At 42.0% G+C, this 20,422-nt stretch carries 21 protein-coding genes and 1 tRNA gene; 10 read left to right on the forward strand and 12 right to left on the reverse strand.

The genetic code is table 11. The annotated features are described in order from the left end of the window. Window positions 1-2 precede the first annotated feature (2 nt). Window positions 3-1,205: a pyridoxal phosphate-dependent aminotransferase gene (locus HMO_RS0101980; RefSeq protein ID WP_010298065.1), complete on the reverse strand. Its 1,203-nt coding sequence runs from the start codon at window positions 1,203-1,205 to the stop codon at window positions 3-5. Between the two features lie 145 nt (window positions 1,206-1,350). Between HMO_RS0101980 and HMO_RS0101985 the strand changes: the two genes are divergently transcribed. Beyond that, window positions 1,351-2,556: an EAL domain-containing protein gene (locus HMO_RS0101985; protein WP_010298068.1), complete on the forward strand. Its 1,206-nt coding sequence runs from the start codon at window positions 1,351-1,353 to the stop codon at window positions 2,554-2,556. Window positions 2,557-2,616: 60 nt separating this feature from the next. Here the strand turns inward: HMO_RS0101985 and HMO_RS0101990 are convergent, their stop codons facing one another. Next, a complete protein-coding gene (locus HMO_RS0101990) occupies window positions 2,617-3,105 on the reverse strand; it encodes a hypothetical protein (RefSeq protein ID WP_010298071.1) in 489 nt (162 codons plus the stop codon). Further along, window positions 3,102-3,392 (reverse strand): 4a-hydroxytetrahydrobiopterin dehydratase, encoded by a 291-nt coding sequence (locus tag HMO_RS0101995; RefSeq protein ID WP_010298075.1) that lies wholly within the window; start codon window positions 3,390-3,392, stop codon window positions 3,102-3,104. The genes HMO_RS0101990 and HMO_RS0101995 overlap by 4 nt, the downstream gene beginning before the upstream one ends. Window positions 3,393-3,471: 79 nt before the next feature. On the opposite strand from HMO_RS0101995, the gene HMO_RS16020 reads away from it, so the two are divergent. After that, window positions 3,472-3,927, forward strand: coding sequence for a metallopeptidase family protein (locus tag HMO_RS16020; RefSeq protein WP_010298078.1), 456 nt, complete (start codon window positions 3,472-3,474; stop codon window positions 3,925-3,927). Here HMO_RS16020 and HMO_RS0102005 read toward each other — a convergent pair. The 5 genes from HMO_RS0102005 to rnhA form a co-directional block, all read right to left on the reverse strand. Beyond that, a tRNA-Val gene (locus tag HMO_RS0102005) sits at window positions 3,906-3,980 on the reverse strand. The two genes, HMO_RS16020 and HMO_RS0102005, sit on opposite strands and share 22 nt — an antisense overlap. 75 nt (window positions 3,981-4,055) lie before the next feature. Continuing rightward, the gene (locus HMO_RS0102010) at window positions 4,056-5,210 is read right to left on the reverse strand and encodes an isovaleryl-CoA dehydrogenase (RefSeq protein WP_010298079.1); all 1,155 of its coding nucleotides are present in this window, start codon (window positions 5,208-5,210) and stop codon (window positions 4,056-4,058) included. A gap of 33 nt (window positions 5,211-5,243) precedes the next feature. Then, window positions 5,244-6,317 (reverse strand): undecaprenyldiphospho-muramoylpentapeptide beta-N-acetylglucosaminyltransferase, encoded by a 1,074-nt coding sequence (gene murG, locus HMO_RS0102015; protein WP_010298081.1) that lies wholly within the window; start codon window positions 6,315-6,317, stop codon window positions 5,244-5,246. Beyond that, on the reverse strand, window positions 6,314-7,456 hold the full coding sequence (locus HMO_RS0102020) for an FtsW/RodA/SpoVE family cell cycle protein (RefSeq protein WP_010298083.1): 1,143 nt from the start codon (window positions 7,454-7,456) through the stop codon (window positions 6,314-6,316). The genes murG and HMO_RS0102020 overlap by 4 nt, the downstream gene beginning before the upstream one ends. 75 nt (window positions 7,457-7,531) lie before the next feature. Beyond that, window positions 7,532-8,050 carry a ribonuclease HI gene (gene rnhA / locus HMO_RS0102025; RefSeq protein ID WP_010298086.1) on the reverse strand — a complete coding sequence of 173 codons (519 nt, stop codon included), beginning with the start codon at window positions 8,048-8,050 and terminating at the stop codon, window positions 7,532-7,534. 180 nt (window positions 8,051-8,230) lie between these two features. Here rnhA and HMO_RS13460 point away from each other — a divergent pair, with 180 nt between their 5' ends. Then, window positions 8,231-9,442, forward strand: coding sequence for a hypothetical protein (locus HMO_RS13460; RefSeq protein ID WP_052571970.1), 1,212 nt, complete (start codon window positions 8,231-8,233; stop codon window positions 9,440-9,442). A 106-nt stretch (window positions 9,443-9,548) separates the two neighbouring features. Here HMO_RS13460 and HMO_RS13465 read toward each other — a convergent pair whose 3' ends face one another. After that, window positions 9,549-9,938 carry a hypothetical protein gene (locus HMO_RS13465; protein WP_010298090.1) on the reverse strand — a complete coding sequence of 130 codons (390 nt, stop codon included), beginning with the start codon at window positions 9,936-9,938 and terminating at the stop codon, window positions 9,549-9,551. A gap of 163 nt (window positions 9,939-10,101) precedes the next feature. Here HMO_RS13465 and HMO_RS0102040 point away from each other — a divergent pair, with 163 nt between their 5' ends. Then, complete coding sequence (locus tag HMO_RS0102040; protein WP_010298093.1) at window positions 10,102-10,698, forward strand: histidine phosphotransferase family protein; 597 nt, start codon at window positions 10,102-10,104, stop codon at window positions 10,696-10,698. A gap of 9 nt (window positions 10,699-10,707) precedes the next feature. Here HMO_RS0102040 and HMO_RS0102045 read toward each other — a convergent pair whose 3' ends face one another. Continuing rightward, entirely contained in the window at window positions 10,708-11,274 is a 567-nt protein-coding gene (locus HMO_RS0102045) for a hypothetical protein (protein ID WP_010298096.1), read from the reverse strand. Beyond that, window positions 11,271-12,041, reverse strand: a complete 771-nt coding sequence (gene proC / locus HMO_RS0102050; RefSeq protein WP_029448192.1) for a pyrroline-5-carboxylate reductase — start codon at window positions 12,039-12,041, stop codon at window positions 11,271-11,273. Before proC ends, HMO_RS0102045 begins: the two co-directional genes overlap by 4 nt. Window positions 12,042-12,402: 361 nt before the next feature. Here proC and HMO_RS0102055 point away from each other — a divergent pair, with 361 nt between their 5' ends. Both HMO_RS0102055 and HMO_RS0102060 read left to right on the forward strand, forming a co-directional pair. Further along, entirely contained in the window at window positions 12,403-12,864 is a 462-nt protein-coding gene (locus HMO_RS0102055; RefSeq protein ID WP_029448194.1) for a MarR family winged helix-turn-helix transcriptional regulator, read from the forward strand. 485 nt (window positions 12,865-13,349) lie between these two features. Beyond that, window positions 13,350-14,666 carry a hypothetical protein gene (locus HMO_RS0102060; RefSeq protein ID WP_010298103.1) on the forward strand — a complete coding sequence of 439 codons (1,317 nt, stop codon included), beginning with the start codon at window positions 13,350-13,352 and terminating at the stop codon, window positions 14,664-14,666. On the opposite strand, the gene HMO_RS13470 is transcribed toward HMO_RS0102060, so the two are convergent. After that, window positions 14,614-15,615 carry an AAA family ATPase gene (locus tag HMO_RS13470; protein WP_010298105.1) on the reverse strand — a complete coding sequence of 334 codons (1,002 nt, stop codon included), beginning with the start codon at window positions 15,613-15,615 and terminating at the stop codon, window positions 14,614-14,616. The genes HMO_RS0102060 and HMO_RS13470 overlap by 53 nt on opposite strands. Window positions 15,616-15,675: 60 nt before the next feature. Between HMO_RS13470 and HMO_RS0102070 the strand changes: the two genes are divergently transcribed. The 4 genes from HMO_RS0102070 to proS all read left to right on the forward strand — a co-directional run bounded on the left by HMO_RS0102070 (window position 15,676) and on the right by proS (window position 19,674). Beyond that, window positions 15,676-16,101 (forward strand): hypothetical protein, encoded by a 426-nt coding sequence (locus tag HMO_RS0102070; protein WP_010298107.1) that lies wholly within the window; start codon window positions 15,676-15,678, stop codon window positions 16,099-16,101. Window positions 16,102-16,373: 272 nt separating this feature from the next. Continuing rightward, on the forward strand, window positions 16,374-17,426 hold the full coding sequence (locus tag HMO_RS0102075) for a hypothetical protein (RefSeq protein WP_139016798.1): 1,053 nt from the start codon (window positions 16,374-16,376) through the stop codon (window positions 17,424-17,426). A gap of 11 nt (window positions 17,427-17,437) precedes the next feature. Then, window positions 17,438-18,151 (forward strand): hypothetical protein, encoded by a 714-nt coding sequence (locus tag HMO_RS0102080; protein ID WP_010298114.1) that lies wholly within the window; start codon window positions 17,438-17,440, stop codon window positions 18,149-18,151. Between the two features lie 242 nt (window positions 18,152-18,393). Next, complete coding sequence (gene proS / locus HMO_RS0102085; RefSeq protein ID WP_029448197.1) at window positions 18,394-19,674, forward strand: proline--tRNA ligase; 1,281 nt, start codon at window positions 18,394-18,396, stop codon at window positions 19,672-19,674. The last annotated feature ends 748 nt before the right edge of the window (window positions 19,675-20,422 follow it).

A 20,422-nucleotide genomic window follows, 5' to 3' on the forward strand; every position in this document is an offset into this window, starting at 1 on the left:
CGCTAAACTAATTTTTCCACAGCTTCACGGATTCGCAGACAAGCTTGCTTTAAGACAGCGTCTGAAGTTGCATAGGAAATGCGGAAATAAGGCGATAACCCAAAAGCATCACCGCTAACAACGGCAACAAACGCTTCTGCAAGGAGATACTGCGCAAACTGATTATCGTTCTCAATGAGCTGGCCGCTTGGGGTCCGCTTTCCTAGAATTCCCTGACAATTAATATAAAGGTAGAAGGCCCCTTGGGGAATCCGGCACGCTAAGCCAGGAATATCATTAATCAGTTGTGCGGTTAGATTACGCCTCGCAGCAAAGGATTGACACCAATCCTTCAAGAAACTGCGATCACCATTGATCGCAGCGATAGCTGCAGCTTGGGTAATAGAACAAGGGTTGGATGTACTTTGCGATTGCAGCATTGTCATAGCTTTGATTAAAGGCTTAGGACCTGCTCCATAACCAAGACGCCAGCCCGTCATGGAATAAGACTTGGAGACTCCATTGACAATAAGACAGCGTGATTGCAGCCCTGGACAAACTGAAGCCAGTGTCATAAATGGTTGGTTATCATAAACTAAGTATTCATAGATATCATCACACATCACCATAATGTGAGGATGACGCTCTAACACTTTTCCTAATGCTTCTAGCTCTTGCTGTGAATACAGCTCCCCTGTTGGATTTGAGGGTGAATTAAGGATTAACCATTTAGTATTTAGTGTAATTGCTGATTCAAGCAGGGCGGGTGTTAACTTAAATCCTGCTACTTCCGGGCATTGGATAATTTTGGGCACCCCTCCAAAGAGATTAACCATGTCAGGATAAGAAACCCAGTAAGGTGCAGGAATGATAACTTCGTCGCCTGGATTTATTGTTGCCATCAACGCATTGAAGATAACTTGCTTGCCGCCGGTGGCAGCCATAAGTTGATCAAGATCATAATCTAAAGAATTATCCTTCTTAAACTTGGCTTGAATGGCTTTCTTTAAATCGGGTAAACCATCAACAGCTGTATACTTAGTCAGCCCTTTATCCATCGCAATTTTAGCAGCCTCTTTTATATGGTCAGGCGTATCAAAATCTGGCTCTCCCGCACTTAGGGCAATTACATCTATCCCTTCCGCTTTCATCTGGGAAGCTTTGGCCGTCATTGCTAAAGTCGGGGACGGTTGAATTAAAGAAAGTCGCGTTGCTAAGTAGGACATTTGAAGTCTCTTTTAAGGTTGAATACTCTTCTGTCATACCAAGGGCAAACGGCGAATGCAATTAGCAATTTACGGTTTAGACGCTTAAATATTTCTTTACTTGTTCTAAAGTAAAATAGAAGCAAATTAAAGGGGAACCAGGAACTTGGCTGACGAGATTAATATCGGCTCACAGGGCGTACCAGATTCAGTATCAAGTAAAATCCTTGAAGCTTTAGCACGCTTGCAATCTGATGCCTCAAGCTATCGGGCTATCTTATTCAATGTCAGCAAATTAATGCCTTGCCATAGAGGAAACGATCAAATCGATCAGTTGTTTGCTGAAGCAACCCGAATCTTTGCTACCATTAAAGGCAAAGTATTTAAATTAAAAAACGATGATCTAGTTTGTTTGATTAGAAATGAAGCTATAATTTCTTCTGAACGCTGCATTAGTCAGCTTAAACGAGGACTTTCAAATGACCCTCTTCTCGCTAACAACAATAAAAAGGATCTGTTTTGCACGATTTATGAGCTAGGAGTCAATTGGAAAAGCTTCTATAATTATGTTTATGAAATCGAAACTGATCCTTTATATTCAGATATTAAAGCAAGATGCGATGGTTCATCAGCTGACCTTCTGAATAGAGGAATTAACTCAGAGACCCTCTCCAGTATAGAGAAGATTCTGTCCAATTCTACCTTACTTCCCTATATTAAACGCCAATCTATATACTGGTATGATGGAATAGAGCCACCGCGAAAAATCTCTAGTCATATCTTTCTTTCCATCCAAACACTTCAAAATGCCTTAGCCCTTAACGATTCTCTTATAGCGAATGCTTGGCTGTTTAAATACATTACCATCTTACTGGATAAACAATTAATCAGCCTTTTACCTGACTTACTGGCCCAGAAGAATTTAGAAAACATCCACATGAGCTTAAATATAAATCTTCGCTCAATTATTACAGCTAACTTCCATAGGTTTCTTCGCAGCTATGATAAGCAAACATCTATCTCCTTTTGCGTCGACATTATTGATTACATAGCCCATCCGGAAGCACTCATTTATGCAAAAGAGCTATTAAATGAGAAAGGATTTCGTCTTATCCTCAGCGGTATTAACGCAAGCCATTTAGATATAGTTAATCTTGCAGCCATCCCCGTACATACTTACAAAATAAATTGGTCTTCCGGAATTCATGACAAAGAGGCGACCTTCAAGGCCTTAATCGAAAAGATGGGCCCCTATTGCTGTATCTTACATAAGTGTGATACAGAAAAAGAAGTCGACCAGGGGTTGACGTGGGGAGTCCGTCAATTTCAGGGCTTTGGCATCGATCAAGCATCCAAAAAACAAAACAAGTAGGTAAATGCCTTAATTTCTTTATTTTAGATACTTATCTTAAGGTGAAAAGCTAGGTCAGAGTTAAGGCTTAATCGTATTGATTTTAAAATCTTTATCCAGAAGTTCAACTTCAATAATACGATCCGTTCCAACTTTCTGGCGGTGCGGCCCTGGGGTCGCATACCGACCAAATACCCAGATTCCTACCGAATTCACATTTGAAGGTTCGATGACCAAAGGATCATTTTTTTGCCCGGGCACAACCTCTGCTGTAAATACTTCAAACTCACCTGCATGATCAGCATTCAAATTAGCTTCTTGTTGGAAAAAGTCAGCTGCTGTCAATTTTCCGATTTGCTTATAAAGCTCATCTTCATGAACAATGACCACCTTTACCGTAACAGGAGAGTTATTATTCATATTCTTACCAATTTTAAACTGCACCTCATGCAGCCAGACCTTAGCTTTCGATAATTTTGCAGCCGAGGTTACGGCATCAGGCGCACATCCCAACAAAACAAAAGCAGAAGAGGCAATGGCCAACGAAACGGCACCCAATAATTTCTTCATTTCAATATTCCTTCGATCAGCTTAGCTAAGGTTAGGTCTTTGATCGTTATCCCATTTACAGCATGGGTAGTTAAACGGATATCCACTTTATTATAAACATTAAACCATTCAGGATGATGATTCTGGCTTTCAGCAATTAAGGCTACCCGTGTCATAAAGGCAAAGGCTTCCGAAAAATTTTTAAAAGTGAACTTCTTCGTAATTGCCTGTCCATCATTTGATAAAATCCATCCATCAAGCTTCTCCAACTCGACGGGCAATTGATTTTTTTCAAGAATATCGACCATTTATTAACTTTTATCCACTAAATTTGATCTATATCTAGATTGCATACTTTTTGATAGGAATTCAAGTAGGAGGAGCCGGATGGCTGGCAAGAAAGTAAAATTATCAATTATCAGTCGACGCAATGAAACTGCTGAAATGCCTGATCTTGCAGATCTCTATACTATGGCTTACAAGACATTAGCTTCGCTCCCTGAAAAGTATAAACCCTTCGTTAAGAATCTGCTCGTTAGAGTCGAAAACTTTGCCGATGATGAAACTGTTAAAAGTCTTAACTTAAACGATAAATATGATTTACTAGGACTATATCGGGGCGTCCCGCTTCCTTTAAAGGCAACTCCCGCTCGCGGCAACCTGCCGGATATTATTTATTTATACCGCTGCCCATTAATAAAGTATGCTAATGAGAACAATGAAAAAGTAGACCAAATAGTCTATCACGTGATGATCCATGAAATTGGCCATCATTTTGGATATTCTGATAATGATTTGGATTGGCTTCAAAAGCTAGATGATGGTGGTCGCAACAGGGATTGAACCTGTGACCCCTACGATGTCAACGTAGTGCTCTACCGCTGAGCTATGCGACCATCAAATGTTGTTATATTATTGCCATAATTCGCCTCCTCATTTCAACAGAGAAATGAGGAAAGAGAACAATTTTTTTAAAGTGCAGCAAAAAGTTCGCGTCCGATCAGCATGCGACGGATCTCTGAGGTTCCTGCGCCAATTTCATAAAGCTTAGCGTCTCGCAATAATCGCCCTGTCGGCGTTTCATTAATATACCCCATTCCCCCAAAGATTTGAATAGCATCAAGGGAGACTTTCGTTGCATTTTCAGCAGCCAACAGGATGGCCGCAGCCGCATCTTGCCGCGTGACTCGTTTGCGGTCGCATGCTTTGGCCACAGCATAAACATAGGCACGTGAAGAATTCAAAGTGGTATACATATCGGCGATTTTGCCTTGAATTAACTGAAACTCACCGATAGGTTTACCAAACTGATGCCTTTCTCGCACATAAGGCAAGCAATAATCGAGGGCGGCACTCATTATCCCTAAGGGTCCACCGGCAAGCACGGCCCGTTCATAATCTAGCCCACTCATAAGAACTTTAACGCCTTTATTGAGTTCTCCCAGAATGTTTTCTTCAGGTACAAAGCAATCTTCAAAAACGAGTTCACAAGTATTAGAACCACGCATCCCCAGCTTGTCGAGTTTTTGGGCGGTTGAAAACCCTTTATATCCCTTCTCCACCAGGAAAGCGGTAATCCCTTTTGAAGCCGCTGTGACATCTGTTTTCGCGTAAACCACTAATACTTCTGCATCTGGACCATTGGTGATCCACATTTTATTGCCATTCAAAACATAACCGCCGTCTACCTTCTCCGCTTTCAAGCGCATACTGACCACGTCTGACCCTGATCCTGGCTCACTCATGGCCAAGGCTCCTACATGTTCGCCAGATATCAGTTTTGGCAGATACTTCTTTTTCTGCTCGGTATTGGCATTTAAAGAGATCTGATTGACGCACAAATTGGAATGGGCACCGTAACTCAATCCTACTGATGCCGACGCCCGCGAGATTTCTTCCATGGCAATAACATGCTCAAGATAGCCCATACCGGCGCCCCCAAATTCTTCTGACACCGTTATCCCCAGTAAGCCTAGCTGTCCTAACTCTGGCCACAAGTCCCGGGGAAATTCATTAGTGTGATCAATTTCTGCAGCTCGGGGGGCAATCTTTTCCTCTGCGAATTGGCGCACCATATCGCGTACACTATTGGCTATTTCACCCAGATCAAAGTCAAAGTCGCTCATTATCAGCTCCTGTGTTGTAGATAAGTTATTGTCCTAATATTTCTTAAGGCTGGCATCAATTAAATCGGCAAGTTTTTGCGCCGAATCTCGGTGGCTAAATTGATAGATGTTCTCAGCTAACGCGTGGCGCAACGGCTCATTTTCTAAAAGCTGCTGCAATTTATTAGCGAGCATATCGGGTGTAAAATCTGTCTCTAAGATGACTTCTGCCGCGCCCGCCTCTACCATCGGTTTCACATTCCAAAATTGATGATTATCCATGGCAATTTTCAGGGGGACAAAAATTGCTGCCCGCCCTATCACCGAGACTTCACTCACCGTCATTGCCCCAGCTCGGCAAAGAATTAGGTCTGCTTGACTGAGCTGGTTCGGCATATCTGCATAAAAAGGAGCCAATGCCTCTATTTTGGCTTTAGTCTTCTCATATGCTTGGCGTGTTTGCGGTAATATTTCTTCACGGACTTGATGAACTATAGTTAATCGTTGTTGTAATACTTCAGGGAGCAAAGCAACAGCCGCAGGGACGATGCGCGCAAATAAATCTGCACCTTGGCTGCCCCCAAAGATAAATAGTCTTAGGTTATCCGTGGTTTGCTTTAGCTGTTGCGCTTCTAAAATACTGCGGCGAACAGGATTGCCCACAAATACTGACCTATCAGGGTTAGCATAGCGGGTTACCGGCATTCCTAAGGCGATCTTTTTAGCAAAAGCCCCCATCATTCGATTAACGCGCCCTAAAACAGCATTCTGTTCATGAACAATAAAAGGAATACGTAACCCTAGGGCTGCGAGGATCACCGGGGCAGATGTATACCCGCCAAAGCCGATCACCATAGCCGGACGTTGCCTTAAAAATCTTCCCCCACAACGGAAAGCTTGCCACACAATGCTTAAGATTTGTCTGATTTTGCCTATGACTCCCCCGGCCTTAGGAAGCTGAATAATGTGGATACCATTAAAAGCTTTAGAGTCTTTGTAAGAAGCGCCCCGCTGGTCGGTGATAAGTTCGACCGCGTAACCGCGCTCTTTTAGTTCATCTGCAAGACTCAAAGCGGGAAAAACATGTCCGCCAGTACCGCCCGTGGATAAAATAATTTGTTGGGTCATAAATGGTCAACAACTCCATATCGTTTTCGAGTTAATGCTAAAACCATTCCCATACCTAAGCCCAAGGCTAGCATGGAAGAGCCTCCATAGCTAACAAAGGGCATTGTCATTCCCTTCGTGGGAATAATATGAAGCGTAGAGGCCATATTGACTAAAGATTGCATTCCAAACTGAAAAGCAATACCAGAGGTTGCTAGCATGACAAATAGACTTTGCTCATTGACGACCCTTAAATAAGACCTGATAACAACAAAACCAAACAGCCCTACAATTAATAAACAAACCAGTACTCCGAACTCTTCACCAGCAACAGCAAAGACGAAGTCAGCATGGGCATCGGGAATATGCTTCTTTACCACTCCTTCTCCCGGACCTCGACCAAAAAGCCCGCCATGTTTAAAAGCTTCAAGAGACTGAGTAATCTGATATAAGTCATGTTTAGGATCACCTGAGCTGGGATCTAGAAATTGATCAACACGACGGGTAACGTGCGGTAAAAATAGATAGGCGCCTAAAGCCCCAACCAGGCCGACACCTAAGACCAGCGCCATCCAAAATAGCGGGATGCCAGCAATAAATAGCTGACATCCCCAGGTGGCAACGGTTACAATCGTCATTCCAAAATCAGGCTGTAAAATTAGAAGGATGACATATAAAGCCATAAACATAAAAGATAGAGAAATGCCGGGAAAGTTAGGGTGCCTTAATTTTTCTGCCATCATCCAGGCACTAATAACGGCTAAGACGGGCTTTACAAATTCTGATGCTTGAAGAGAAAAGCTTCCTAAATTAATCCAGCGGCGCGCTCCTTTAACCTCGGCGCCGGTCAAAATGGTTGCCACCATCAGCATTAAGCTAGCACAGTAAACGAGTACGGCTAACCGCCGAATATTTCTAGGCATTAGTAAAGACGATAAAACCATCACAATTAGAGCGGGAATAATCATAATCATGTGACGTTTAACAAAGAAAAAGCCCCCGAGGCCCAGACGATCGGCTACGGGAGGACTGGCTGCAAAGCTTAACAACACTCCCACAATCATAATAATGATAATGCCACCTAAACTCCACCGATCAACGGTCCACCACCACCGTCCCAAAACACTATTATCACGCCTTGAAAAACTGTGTTTGAACATATCTTGCTCTTCCCCTCTCTCAGAGCCCCCAACCTAGCGCCAATATTTTCTCTTTGTGCTGGAATGGGAAAACAATTACTGGGTAATTCCCATCTGCACAGCAATAATAGCATTACGGGCCAAGGCATCAGCATGTTCATTTTGAGGATGCCCAGCATGCCCCTTAACCCATTGCCAGCTAATCTCATGCTGAGTTAAAAGCTCATCCAGCTTCAACCATAAATCTTGATTTTTGACTGGTTTTTTATCTGCCGTTTTCCAGCCATTCTTTTTCCAATTAACCATCCAGCGGGTTATGCCATCTCTTAGATACATGCTATCAGTATACAAGGTTACTTTGCATCGCACGGGCAATGCCTGGAGAGCAAAAATCGCCGCCGACATTTCCATGCGATTATTTGTAGTTTGGGCTTCCCCTCCACTCAGATCCGTAGTTGCAGCCTGATATTCCACCAATGCCCCCCACCCTCCAGGGCCCGGATTGCCACTGCAAGCGCCATCAGTATAGATACTAACAGCTGGTAAGTGGTCTGAGTTTAAATTTGATAAAAGCTCAAGGGCATCAATAGTTTTTGGTAACAAAGCAGATTTCATTCTTAAAATATCAATTAAAACTTTTCTTCAGAATGCCTACATCAATTTTAAACGTCAAGATTGGAATTTAGCTTCAAGGATAGCTGAGCCGCAAAAATACAGTTTGAGAAAAATCCTATGGAAACTGCTGCAGCGAGTAGCTATGTTAAAGCTATTAAAAAGTACATTTAAGGATCCTCTATGATGATCGAGATTGATTATAATATAGACTTGGCAGATTCAGCATCTGACCTTTCGACCTTGCGTCAAGATTTGACAAGCTTAAAAGATGAGTTGCCTTTATTTCGCCTGGTGCGTCAACACAGTGATATTAATATTCTGGAAGAAACAACCCAAAAGTTCAGAAATTTTAAAGACGTCATTATTTTAGGCACGGGCGGTTCTAGCCTTGGAGGCCGAGCCATCTGCGAGTTATCCGAGCAAAGTCTTCCCCATTTGCATTTTTATGATAATATTGACCCCCACTCGTTTAAAAAACTTTTCAAAACCATAAACCCTGAAACAACAGGGGTGATTGCAATCTCTAAATCTGGCGGCACGGCGGAAACTCTCATGCAAATGCTCGTCTGCATCAAGCATTGGATGACCCACTCTGCGTCAATTAAAGACCATTTTCTGACCATCACTGAACCTACAGAAAATGCTATGCGTGAGCTCGCCTCTGCTCATAGCATTAATATCTTGGAGCACCCAACGGATATTGGTGGCCGTTTTGCTGTATTCACCCTAGTCGGTTTATTGCCTGCGATGATTGCTGGCCTGAATGCTCAAGAATTTCGCCGTGGCGCCCTTAACTGCTTAGAAGATCTCGATCAGAAATTGCTGGACCATCCTGCCGTCCAAGGGGCACTGCTCCAGTATAGGCTCCTGCAGCAAGGGAAAAGCCTATCTGTCATTATGCCGTATATTGATCGCCTCAATACTTTCGCGTTATGGTACCGCCAGCTATGGGCTGAAAGCCTAGGCAAGAATGGTAAAGGAACGACGCCGCTGGCAGCGTTAGGCACGGTAGATCAACATTCTCAACTGCAGCTATTCTTGGACGGGCCCAAAGATAAATTTTATACCGTTATAACATCAAGCCATTGTGATCCCGAATTTAAAGTATCGGCGGCTCTCACCCATCCTAATATCGCTTTATTAAATGGCAGAACCATGGGCCAGTTATTAGAAGCCGAACAACGGGCTACCATTGACACTTTACAAAATAATGGTTGTCCGGTCCGAGTAATGCATCTGCCAGAAATTACCGAAGCTGCGATCGGATACTTGATGATGCACTATGTTATTGAAACCTTAGCCATGTCAAGCTTGCTTCGGGTGAATGCTTTTGATCAACCTGCCGTTGAAGAAGGCAAGATCTTGACGCGTAATTATTTAAAAGCCGCCTAAGGCGGGGCCCTTTAATTGGGGTATCACTTAATAGCTTTTCACCATAAAATTAAAAAAGCACTCAAGAGAGTGCTTTTTTAATTATTAGGACCAGAGTCAGAAACTATTATTTCTTAGCTTCTTCTTTCTTTGCCTTAGCTTCGTCCTTCTTGGCTCCCTCATGAGCAGCTCCTTCGTGCGCAGCTTTCTTCTCTTCAACTGCTGCTTTTACTTCCTCTTTATGAGCGTCTTTTTCTTCTTTCTTAGCGTCTTTTAGCTCTTCTTTTGCTTTCTTTAGGTCTGCTTCAGCTTTAGATTTATCAGCATCAGCTTTGGCCTTATCAGCATCAGCTTTGGCTTTATCAGCGTCAGCTTTGGCTTTATCAGTTGCTGCAGGTGCTCCATCTTTTTTAGCTTCTGCAGTGGCAGCTTCCGCTTTTTTTCCATCTGTTGCATGATTATCGGCGTGGGCTACTGCAAACATTGCTAACAAGGCAGCAAGTGAAATTTTTGTCATCGATAACTCCATAAATTGATCAATTCAAAGTACTTTCAGAACTTAATTTTGTTCTGGCACTAAATAACTATAATAATACTAAATTTTTAGCGTCAAGGGGTTTTAAGATGGTTAAATTTTTTCTAGAATGGATTAAAGCAATGGTTTTATTAAGGCGAATAGTATGTCTCAACAACTTCAGCTAATGTATTTAATGTGCTCAAGATTCTGTCATGATTTGGCTGCTCCGCTGGGGGCCATTGCTATTGGCTTAGAAATGCTTGAGGACGATCCTGCTCCCGATAGCCCCCAATCTCTTCTGATTCATAGTGTCAAGTCTGCCATGAATAAACTCGAAATGATGCGCTGTTTAAGTGGCTATGCCACTCAGCTCAATCGCCCCACCTTAGCTGAGGCTCAGTCTATCCTTGAGAAGTGTATTGATCCAGAAAAGATAAGCATTAAATGGCAAGCCGATGGCGGCGATAATATTAAGGGCACTCCGGCTCGACTGTATGTGGCCTTAATGATGATCACCGCAGAGGCATTACCGCGAGGCGGAGAAATTATCTTGAATAAAGATTATAGTTTAACGGTCAGGGGCACCTTGGTTAAGTTTCATGAAAGCGTTTTAGCAGCAATTGCAGGCACACTTCCCCTTGAAGAGATTGACTCCCGCAATGTGATCGGGTTCTTTATCAAAACTTTAGCAGATGAGTTGGACACTAACGTACTAATTAATTTTGACAAGCCCAATAATGTGCGCATCAGTTTTAAATAGAATTTTAGGCTACCAAGGGAAAAATTCCCTAACGCGACTATTTAAGTCGTCTCCCCACTTTAAGGCTTGATCTAAGCTAGCCATAGTGGCAGAAAGATCAAAGCTCGAATCCTGAACAAAGCTCCGAAAAGCGTAAGCGCACGCTCCGGTGATAACCAGCATCTCTGCCGTTGTTTTCACTCTCTCCGCTGGTAAATAACGCTCACAGATGAATCGGATAAAATCAGTAAAAGCAGGAATTAATTTCAGCAGCAGATGCGGATGCCAGCCCACTTCCTGATAAAGCTTATGAATCGTCGCTTGATAAGGTTGAGCCTCATCAAAACAGAGCATTACTGCCTCAAAAATTTGGTCCCGTGGTGACAACCGTTTATCAACTTCTGGCAAGCTAACATGGTGCTTGATGTTCTCAAGCATTGCTAACAGTATATGATACTGCTCAGGAAAAAGGCGCTCAATCTCTTGAGGCTCGGCTCCTGATTGGTTGGCAATGACTTCTGGCGTAAGCTGAGCTAAGCCTCTGTTTGCAACCATCCATACACAAGACATAATATGGGAATAAAACTCTGATGTCATTTTGATAACTCTTGGGCGCGTTGAAAAGCAGCTTTAGCTGCCTTAAGAATAGATTGATTAAGGTTTTGCTGCTCAAAGGTTTGTAAAGCGGCAGCTGTGGTACCTTGCGGGCTGGTAACCTGAGCCCTGAGCTCACTAACTTCCTTATCGGGAAGCTGCGCCAAAACAGCAGCTGACCCTATAAATGTTTGCTGGGCTAACTCTTGAGCAACTTCAAGAGGCAACCCCAACGACTGACCGGCTCTGGCTAAGCATTCAGTGAAATAGTAATAGTAGGCTGGTCCGCTGCCACTGATTGCCGTAATGGCATCAATCAAGACTTCTCTTTCTACCCAGATAACTGATCCCAATCCTTTAAGCAATTTTTCCACGACCAGACGCTGGCGGTGAGTAAGCTGCGGGGCATAAGCGCCAATCACTCCCTGGTTGACGGTTACCGGCAGGTTCGGCATCAGACGAACCACACTTTCTCCTAGCCATTGCTTGAGGCTAGCCAGCGAAATCCCAGCAGCCACTGAAACAATGATAGTATGCTCACCTATCAGAGGCTTATAATCGGCAGCAATACTGCTTAGCACCTGGGGCTTAACAGCAAAGACAATAAGATCCGGCTTATTGGGAGAAGGAAGGTCGCCTAATTGATTAAAGAAATTGGGGTGCTTGGGACTATGGGGAGAGATAACAGTTAAAGTTAAATCAGACAAGCTTAACCATTGTTGAGCCAAAGCTTGCCCCATTCGCCCATATCCTACCAGTAAGATTTTCACCTCTTTATCCCTCTTGCGTAATAATCGCATCCATTTATTAAATGCTGAATCTTTAATAAAATAAGACCCCTCTTAAGTCTCAATTTAAATATTATTTATTTTTCTCATTGCAACAAAAATATCTCTGCATATATGGTTACTAAAAAATTAGTAACAACAGATAAATAGGCAACTATTTTTGTTTACTTTATATAAAAAAATCAGTATATTGCTTTTAATATTTTGAGAAAAAACTCAAAACATTGTAAATGAGAAATTGCTGTCTGAGAAAAAGGACCCCCAATTTTTTTCATGACAATTAAATTAATTTTAACCAATTGTGGCTAAATTGGTAATATAAATCAAGTTTTACAGGTGTGGCATGAAGGATTCTTACTTCAAATCAGTGGTCATGATCGAGCGGTTACACAGATTATTCCTCGATGTAGTCCGAACAGAACTCGATCGGTTAGACATACGGGATATTAATAACGTTCAATGTTTAGTTCTTTATAACATAGGCAAAGGACAAGTTACCGTTGGCGAATTAACCAACCGAGGTTATTACCTTGGATCAAACGTTTCTTATAACCTACGCAAAATGGTGCAAAATGGGTATCTAGTACAAGAACCATCTGCCCATGACCGTCGTTCCAGCCATGTTAGATTATCTGCCAAAGGTATTGATCTTCACAGCAAGCTCGACTCTATTTTTAAAACTCATGCAGAAACGTTGAAAACGGTAGGTATTGAGGATAACCATGTAAAGCTTCTTGACGAGACTTTACATCGTCTTGAAACATTCTGGACAGGATTAATGAAAGGTGAAGCTTCACACCGTTAACGCCTACCACGAAGAATCATGATAAAAAGGGGGGGGACTATTCTCCCCCTTTTTACTGTGCGGTGTGATAATTTTATTTCATCCATACCCTTAAAAGAAAAATTTATTCACAGCATTTTTTTCTTGACACCTTTATAATTCAATCCTTTTCCTTTAAATCCTATAATTTAACCAAAATCCTTATTTTCTGCGCCTGACACGACCCTGCTCAAAAAAACAGCAACGTGTTTTTAACCCAGTTCATCCCTCATATCTCCCATCCTCCCAACAGCATATCCACAAAGTTATCCACAGCTTTAGTGGATAAACATTAACTCTTTGTTAATATTTGAAAAAAGAAAAATTCTCTTAAATTTATATCTAAATTGCGCACAATAAACATAATTAGAGCCCTTTCTTATGCTGGATGCAGAGAATTGCATCAGCGCTTAAAGAAGCTGCAATTAAGACCGACCGTTCGTATATAACCAAGGAGATTTTCCCCGATGAGATTACCGAAAAATTCAAAATTACGAGCTAATGCTCATCAGTTTCGCTGTCGGTATTTGTTATTAATAGTGGTCACCTTCCTCTCAAAAAATGAGATAACCATTCCTAGCTGCCAGGCAGAAGAAATTGATACGCTTCCTCTTTCATTATCATCTTCTATCCCGGAAAAAGCTCAAGTATTGCCGCTGAGTAAGGGAGACTATCAACCTATTCCCACTTACCTTCCTAACTTCGATCCAGAAAGGTCATGTGAGACCTATATGACCGCTATTAATTGTGATGAAACTGATTATTTTACGTATCTGTGTGCTAATAAAAGGCTAAAAGTTCAGGATTGTCTTAAAATACTGCAGTATTTAATCTATTACCCCGATCGGGAAACTTGCTTTCTACCGCTGTATCTCCACTATAACCCTAAACTTATTACACAAGCTCTCCATCAGATGGTAACTCTAAAGCATCATCCACAGTTCACGTCAATCTTAAATGCTTTTAAATCGAAATTTTCCACTTGCGATCTATTTTCACTATTTATAACGGCTATGAATTATAAATCCGATCAACTCATCACTGAGCTGTTGCAACAGCCATGGGTACTAACTCCAGAATTTCTGGACCAAGCGGCTATATATAGCGCCTACGACGGTCATATAAAGTTCTTTTCTTGGTTATTAAAAACCGGACAGCTTTCTTCGAATTGTTTACATTCGATTTTTAGCATTCTTGATTTGATGAATAGGCAGCATAGGGCCTGTTACAGAATTGCATACAAAGATTTTAGCAAACTTAAGGACCAGGCTACCTCCTTCAGCTCTCCCCCTATTTTCAATCATATCAACAGCCAAGAGTTTCTTGGTAAGCACAATGATTTACTTTATTACAATGATGCACTTTATAGGCTAAAGATACACCTCAGCATGGTCCCTTTTGTACCACCTTATCCGCTCGCCCATGATATGGAAGAATTATGCAGCGATATTAAGCTAGATAAGCTTTTCATAAAGTCGCCACGTCTGACTCTTGCGCAGAACTATGTTTATGATGCTGAGGGCGATACTGAAGAGGAAGACGATCGAGCCCATGAAAGATCGCATGCAGAAATTTTTGGCACTAGACATCAAATTAGATTATATATTGAGCTCACTCCTGAACTGGAAACAACCGAGTTAAGGGAGAAACTTCCCTATGCTACCATATGGGGGCTGAATGAGGCTTGTGACCACTTCAGCCAATTATTCTGGCCTGACGATTTGCCCCCACTTAAGCTTGAAAGCGCTGGGGCGCCTTCACCAGCAGAAATAAGGCCTGAATGAGATGGATTGGGTCCGGATGAGCACCGCGAGCTAAATCTACCATTTGGGAAATAGCTTGGTGCACCTTTATCCAATGCTGAGGAGGCGCAAGCCTAGACAATGCTTGCAGCTTTTGAGAGAGCTCATTTTCTTGGACCACTTCCACTGACGTCAGTACAAGTTGGCGCGATAACCATACCAGCAAGCCGGGAATCAGCTCCGTTCGCAGGTCCTTCTTTTCGAGGGTGGCACAAAACGTTGTCATGGGTTGGATTCTTCCTTGACACACATGGAACGCTAAATCAGTCAGGGTACCAAGAAGCTCTAGCGCGTTAATGCTCTGTAACGCTAACGATTGACCAATACTCCCCCCTGACAATTCGGAGACTAAGGCTGAGTTCTGCACCACTCCGGCAGCCGCTAAATCATAGGAAGTCAATTGCTGTAAAGATAGTAAGCAACAACGCGACCTTATTGTCGGCAAAATGGATCCTATAGAATGGCACACCATTAGAAATAGCAACTGGCGGGGTGGCTCCTCCAATATCTTTAAGATCGAATTAGCAGCATTTCGATTCAATTCATCAATGGCATCAATTATTACCACTCGCCAGCCTGGTAAAGCTGGGGATTGACGAGCAAAGTCAGACAATCCTCGCACTTGATCAATCTTAATTTCTGCGTCTACCTTTCCATCCTCGTCAGCTAATCTCTCAAGAATAAAAAGATTAGGATGAGCATTTTGATCAATCAAGGAATTATAAAAAGCTGAATTTTCTTGTCCGGCGGTAAGGACATGGCGCGCAAATTGGTACGCCAATGTCGCTTTACCAATACCTTTCTGCCCGCTCAGTAACCAGGCAGGATGAAGGCGTCCACTTTGATATTGCTCAGTTAATTGCTGCATGGATGCAGCGTGCCCGATGAGCTCAGTTTGTAAGCGAGGCGTGCGGGACAAATCTATTGGCATGTTCATAATTCCTTAGGGATTTTATCCTTAAAATAGACGCATAAACTTATGGAGGCAAGCATGTGGTTTGCTATTTTGTTGATATCCTTATGCCATGCTAAAAAAGAAGAGTCATCTTTAAGCCGTGAAGATTGCCGTAAGCTTATCGTTAACCACAAAGCAGATGATTCTGTAGAATACAAAGCCGGTGTAAGTAGTGAGGGCAAGCCTGTCGTCCCCGCTGATCTGCCCAACAATAAAAGCTATGGGCTGGGTGATAAAGTTGTTATTCCACTTGAAATGCCTTTAAAAGATGTAGCTCCTTCCTTTCCAACTGGCGGTAATCCGTATGTAGACTCAATCATTGACAATAGCAAAGTCTATGCTGGCGTTATCGAAGTCGAAAAAAATGGATCGGCAACAATTAATGGTCAACCGGTTCAAGATGATGAAGAGGAACAAATTCGTCAAGAATGCAAAGAAAAATTCCCGGACTTAATGCTGTAAGAAAAAAAAGTAGCGATTTAAAGTGCGACTTCCTTTAAATTCGGCAGATTTATTAAGGGCATACCCTATGCCCTTAGCAGTTTTGAATTTAGCGCTGTTTTACTAAAATAAAATTAAAATATTTGTAGTTGCTTAATAGTTATACCTTTGCTTTTATAAAATAAAACAATTAACTAAATAAATACTACATGATCCCCTCATTTTATGCTGTCCTGGTTAGGCTTATTTCAAGTATAACCATTTTAACTATGTTATTCTCATTCTGCTTTTCTATGGAGATACCGGACAAAGAGAGCAAGGACTTTGAAAGCACAAAAATCAAGCTCCAGGAAGAATTAGAGGCCTATGCCCATTATGTTGCAGATGCTAATCATTATTATCAAGATCTCGGCAGAGTTTTCAGTTTAGAAGAAGGAAAAAAGCAAAGCATAACTCTTAAAAACTTTCATGCCAAAGAAATGCTGTGCATAAGAAAACTTGATGGTATGAGCCCTTATGACAAAAGTTTTCTCTTGCAAGAATATGAGAAAATGAAAAGCGCTTCTCGGGATAAAACCAATCAAATTAGGGCTTTTGCAGAATGGCGGCTGACCACAGGACTAATTTTAAGCAAGAAACAGCGAACTATAACGGCCTTACTCCCCGCCTTAAAGAAAATTCTGAATTGTTTAAATGAAAAGAATCTGAATTCCATATTTTTAGCTCTTTTAACTCATCATGGAATATTTTTAAAAAGCCGCGTCGATGTTTTACGCACTGATCCTGCACCAGTGTTTTCAGTAGCGGGCGCTCACGACAATTTCCATGAGCAGCGCAAGATTGCCATTGAAGAGACAAAGCATAATATTATTGTAGACTTTTTAGGATGGTTATACCCCTTTATTCAGGATAAAGATAAACGCATTCAGAAGCTTCTTAGCTATTTCCCAGTGTTGTCCCGTTCTCTTGCTGAACCAACTAAAACCTTTTCCTTGGATGAATATGTTCTTGATGGCGTCATTTTTGATAAATACGGTGGTTATATAGACGCACCGGGTTTTAAAGTGAGCCACCATGAAATAGATAAAATAACCTCAGAAACTATCTCTTCTCTAATTATTGATGCTAATTGCCTACAAGACGTAAGAGACCCCACCTTTGCCTTGGAAAGAGAAGAATGGATAGATTTCTATAAAAAGAGATTCGCCCAAGTTTTACCTCAAAGCCCCATACCTGAGGATTACCTTAAAGGATTAAAGAATAGAAAAAAAGACAAAGACACAAAAAGAAAGCCACACCTCATTCTGCTGAGAGCCAATTACAACAAACTGAAGAAAAAGCCTTAACAGAGAGCAGCTTGAAAATTGCACAGTCAGAAATGGCTGCAGCAAATCTTGAAGATCAAGCAATTCACACAACTTATTTGCTAACTTCCCCCTCGCCTGAGTTCGCTACGCCCCTGCAGCCAACAAAAGAAAAGGGATTGAGTACAGAGCTGTTGTCAACCCCTTTGCCAATTTCCGAGCCTCCTCTTTCCTTAATCTCCCAGGAAGACTCGCCTCTTCTTACTGAGCAAAGTTCAACCACTGCCGAAGAGTCCAACGTTGCAGCTGTTGAGTGGAATCAGGAAGCCACTGAAGAGTATTTTTCTCTTTTAAAACGAGAGGCAAAAATAAAAGCCAAAGTTGAAAGGGAACTCCGCGCGAAAGATAAGAAGAAAGCTGAACATGTACAACAGATGGCAGTCCTCGCTGTCGCTAATCCTCATCCGCTGCTGCCTCAGAATGCTAGATTTAAAATGAAGACAAATCATTATGAGCTTCTTATTTCTCTTTTAAAAGGAGAAGCGCCCCCTACGACCTCTTATAATATATTTGTAAGCGCTCTTGCAGAACTTAAGGTTAAGCTTATTGCTCGAGGAAACGGAGATAAGCGGACAATGGTCATGCCGAATGGGCGAAAGGAGCTAATATTTCGCCCCGCAACCTCCGAGGTAGGCCATCATTTCATAAAGAAGGTTAGAAAAGCCCTTCAAGAAAAATGGGGGCTTAGGGAGGAACATCTTTATTAAAAAGTGTATGCTGATAAAAAGAGAGCCTTATTTTATCCCCGCTAAGAAGTCTTAACTTACTGAACAGGAATACTCCCTCTCTTTCCTTACAAAAGCTGTGCCTTTATCTCGGCAATTATGATGACGCTTGCGTCAATATTGTAGATAAAAAAGCTTTTATCTTATCATCCACAGCTAAAATGTTGCAATCTAGCCAGGTGAGCGTATAAAGTGTTCTCAGAATTAATTACATGGTAAAAATTATGCGATTATCACACTATTTTATTCCAACTCTCAAAGAGACGCCAGCAGAAGCCCAAATTGCTTCCCATCGTTTAATGTTACGGGCCGGCATGATCCATCAGGAAACAAGCGGTATTTATACCTGGTTGCCTATGGGGCTAAGAGTTCTTGAAAAAATTGAAAAGATAATCTGCGAGGAGCAAGATCGCATCGGATGCCACAGAGTCTTAATGCCAACCATTCAGCCAGCCGAATTGTGGAAAAAGTCTGGACGGTACGAAGCTTATGGCAAAGAAATGCTCCGTCTTACAGACCGACATGAGCGTGAAATGCTATATGGTCCTACGAACGAAGAAGTCATCACCGATGTCATTGCTCAATTTGTCAAAAGTTATCGAGCCTTGCCGCTGGTTTTATACCAAATTCAGTGGAAATTCCGTGATGAGATCCGCCCTAGATTTGGCGTTATGCGTGGACGGGAATTCTTAATGAAAGATGGCTACTCCTTTGACTTAAACGTTGAGGCGGCCACTGAAACTTATAAGAAAATCTATGAGTCTTATTTGAGAACCTTTAGGAGAATGGGATTGACGGCAATCCCGGTTAGAGCCGACACCGGGGCCATTGGGGGCAACCTGTCCCATGAATTTCAAATTGTGGCGCCTACTGGAGAGAGCACCATCTTTTATGACGGGAAGTTTGACAGCCTATCTGCTGAAGAGATGACGTTTGATGTGGCAAGTAATCTCTATGCTGCAGCTGACGAAATGCATAAAGAGGATGACTGTCCGATCTCTGGCAGTGATCTGAAAACAGCCCGCGGTATCGAAATCGGCCACATCTTTTATTTTGGTACCAAATACTCTGAACCTTTAGGGGCCAAAGTCACTACCCCCGATGGAAAAAGCATCCCTTTAGAAATGGGATCCTATGGCATCGGGGTATCGCGTCTGGTGGGGGCGATTATTGAAGCCTCTCATGATGATAAGGGAATCATTTGGCCTGAAGCTGTGGCCCCTTATAAGGTTGGGTTGATTAATCTAAAGTCTGGCGATGCCAAAGCTGATACCTTGGCTGAAGGACTCTATACGCAGATGCAGAACCATGGTCATGAAGTTTTATATGATGATCGGGATGAACGCGCCGGTACGAAATTCGCTGATATGGATCTTATCGGGCTGCCGTGGCAAGTTGTTGTCGGCAATAAGACCATCGAATCAGGAACTGTGGAAGTGAAAAACCGCAAAACTGGCGATAAGCAAGAGATTGCCTTAGATCAAGTCTTAAAACTGCTTAAATAACCTTTTCTGGGGAGGCTCCCTCCCCTTACTTATAAACTTAATTCTAAGCGGTTACCCTTTTACCAGACAAATAAAAGTATAACAGTATTAATTGGTTCTCATTGTATCGCCAGCATGGCGTTGAGACTACTTAAGTGATGATGGCAGGACAAAAAGTGCGCTTTTGAACAACGCAATGCCATTAAGCCTCCCCTTGATCACATTAAAAGCATGTGGTCAGTCTTCTATTAAGGGGATATGCTGTGAAGAAGGTAACCTTACTCACTTATCAGCACCTTACCTTCCATCACTGGGATAATGCCTACTATTTAATTATGGATAGGCTTTTCTTACCCTTTATAGCACTGCCAATATTTATAATAATAATAATATTAACCCATAACTGTATAAATTTATTATCATATTGCTTTTTGTTTCCCTAATGATTATCTAAACATGTAGAGATTATTTTAGCCCTTCTGCGAAAGCCTCCAAAATAAATTAATAGTTATGGAGAAAGAAAATAAAATGAAATATCAGTTGCTACTCGCTTGCACTCTTTTAGGGGGCATTAACACAAATGCTATGGAATATCCTTTTGAAAGAAAACCTCAACCCTATTCTAATGGTGGGCATGTGTTACATAACACGTAGCAGGAACTTAGAGAACAGAGTCAACATGCGACAAGAAATTTACAAGCTTCTACACCCAACCAACAAGAATTTTCCCCAATTACAACCTATGAGCAGTATGTAGAGGTTGGAAAAC

Source organism: Candidatus Odyssella thessalonicensis L13 (assembly GCF_000190415.1).
GTDB classification, from domain to species: domain Bacteria; phylum Pseudomonadota; class Alphaproteobacteria; order Paracaedibacterales; family Paracaedibacteraceae; genus Paracaedibacter; species Paracaedibacter thessalonicensis.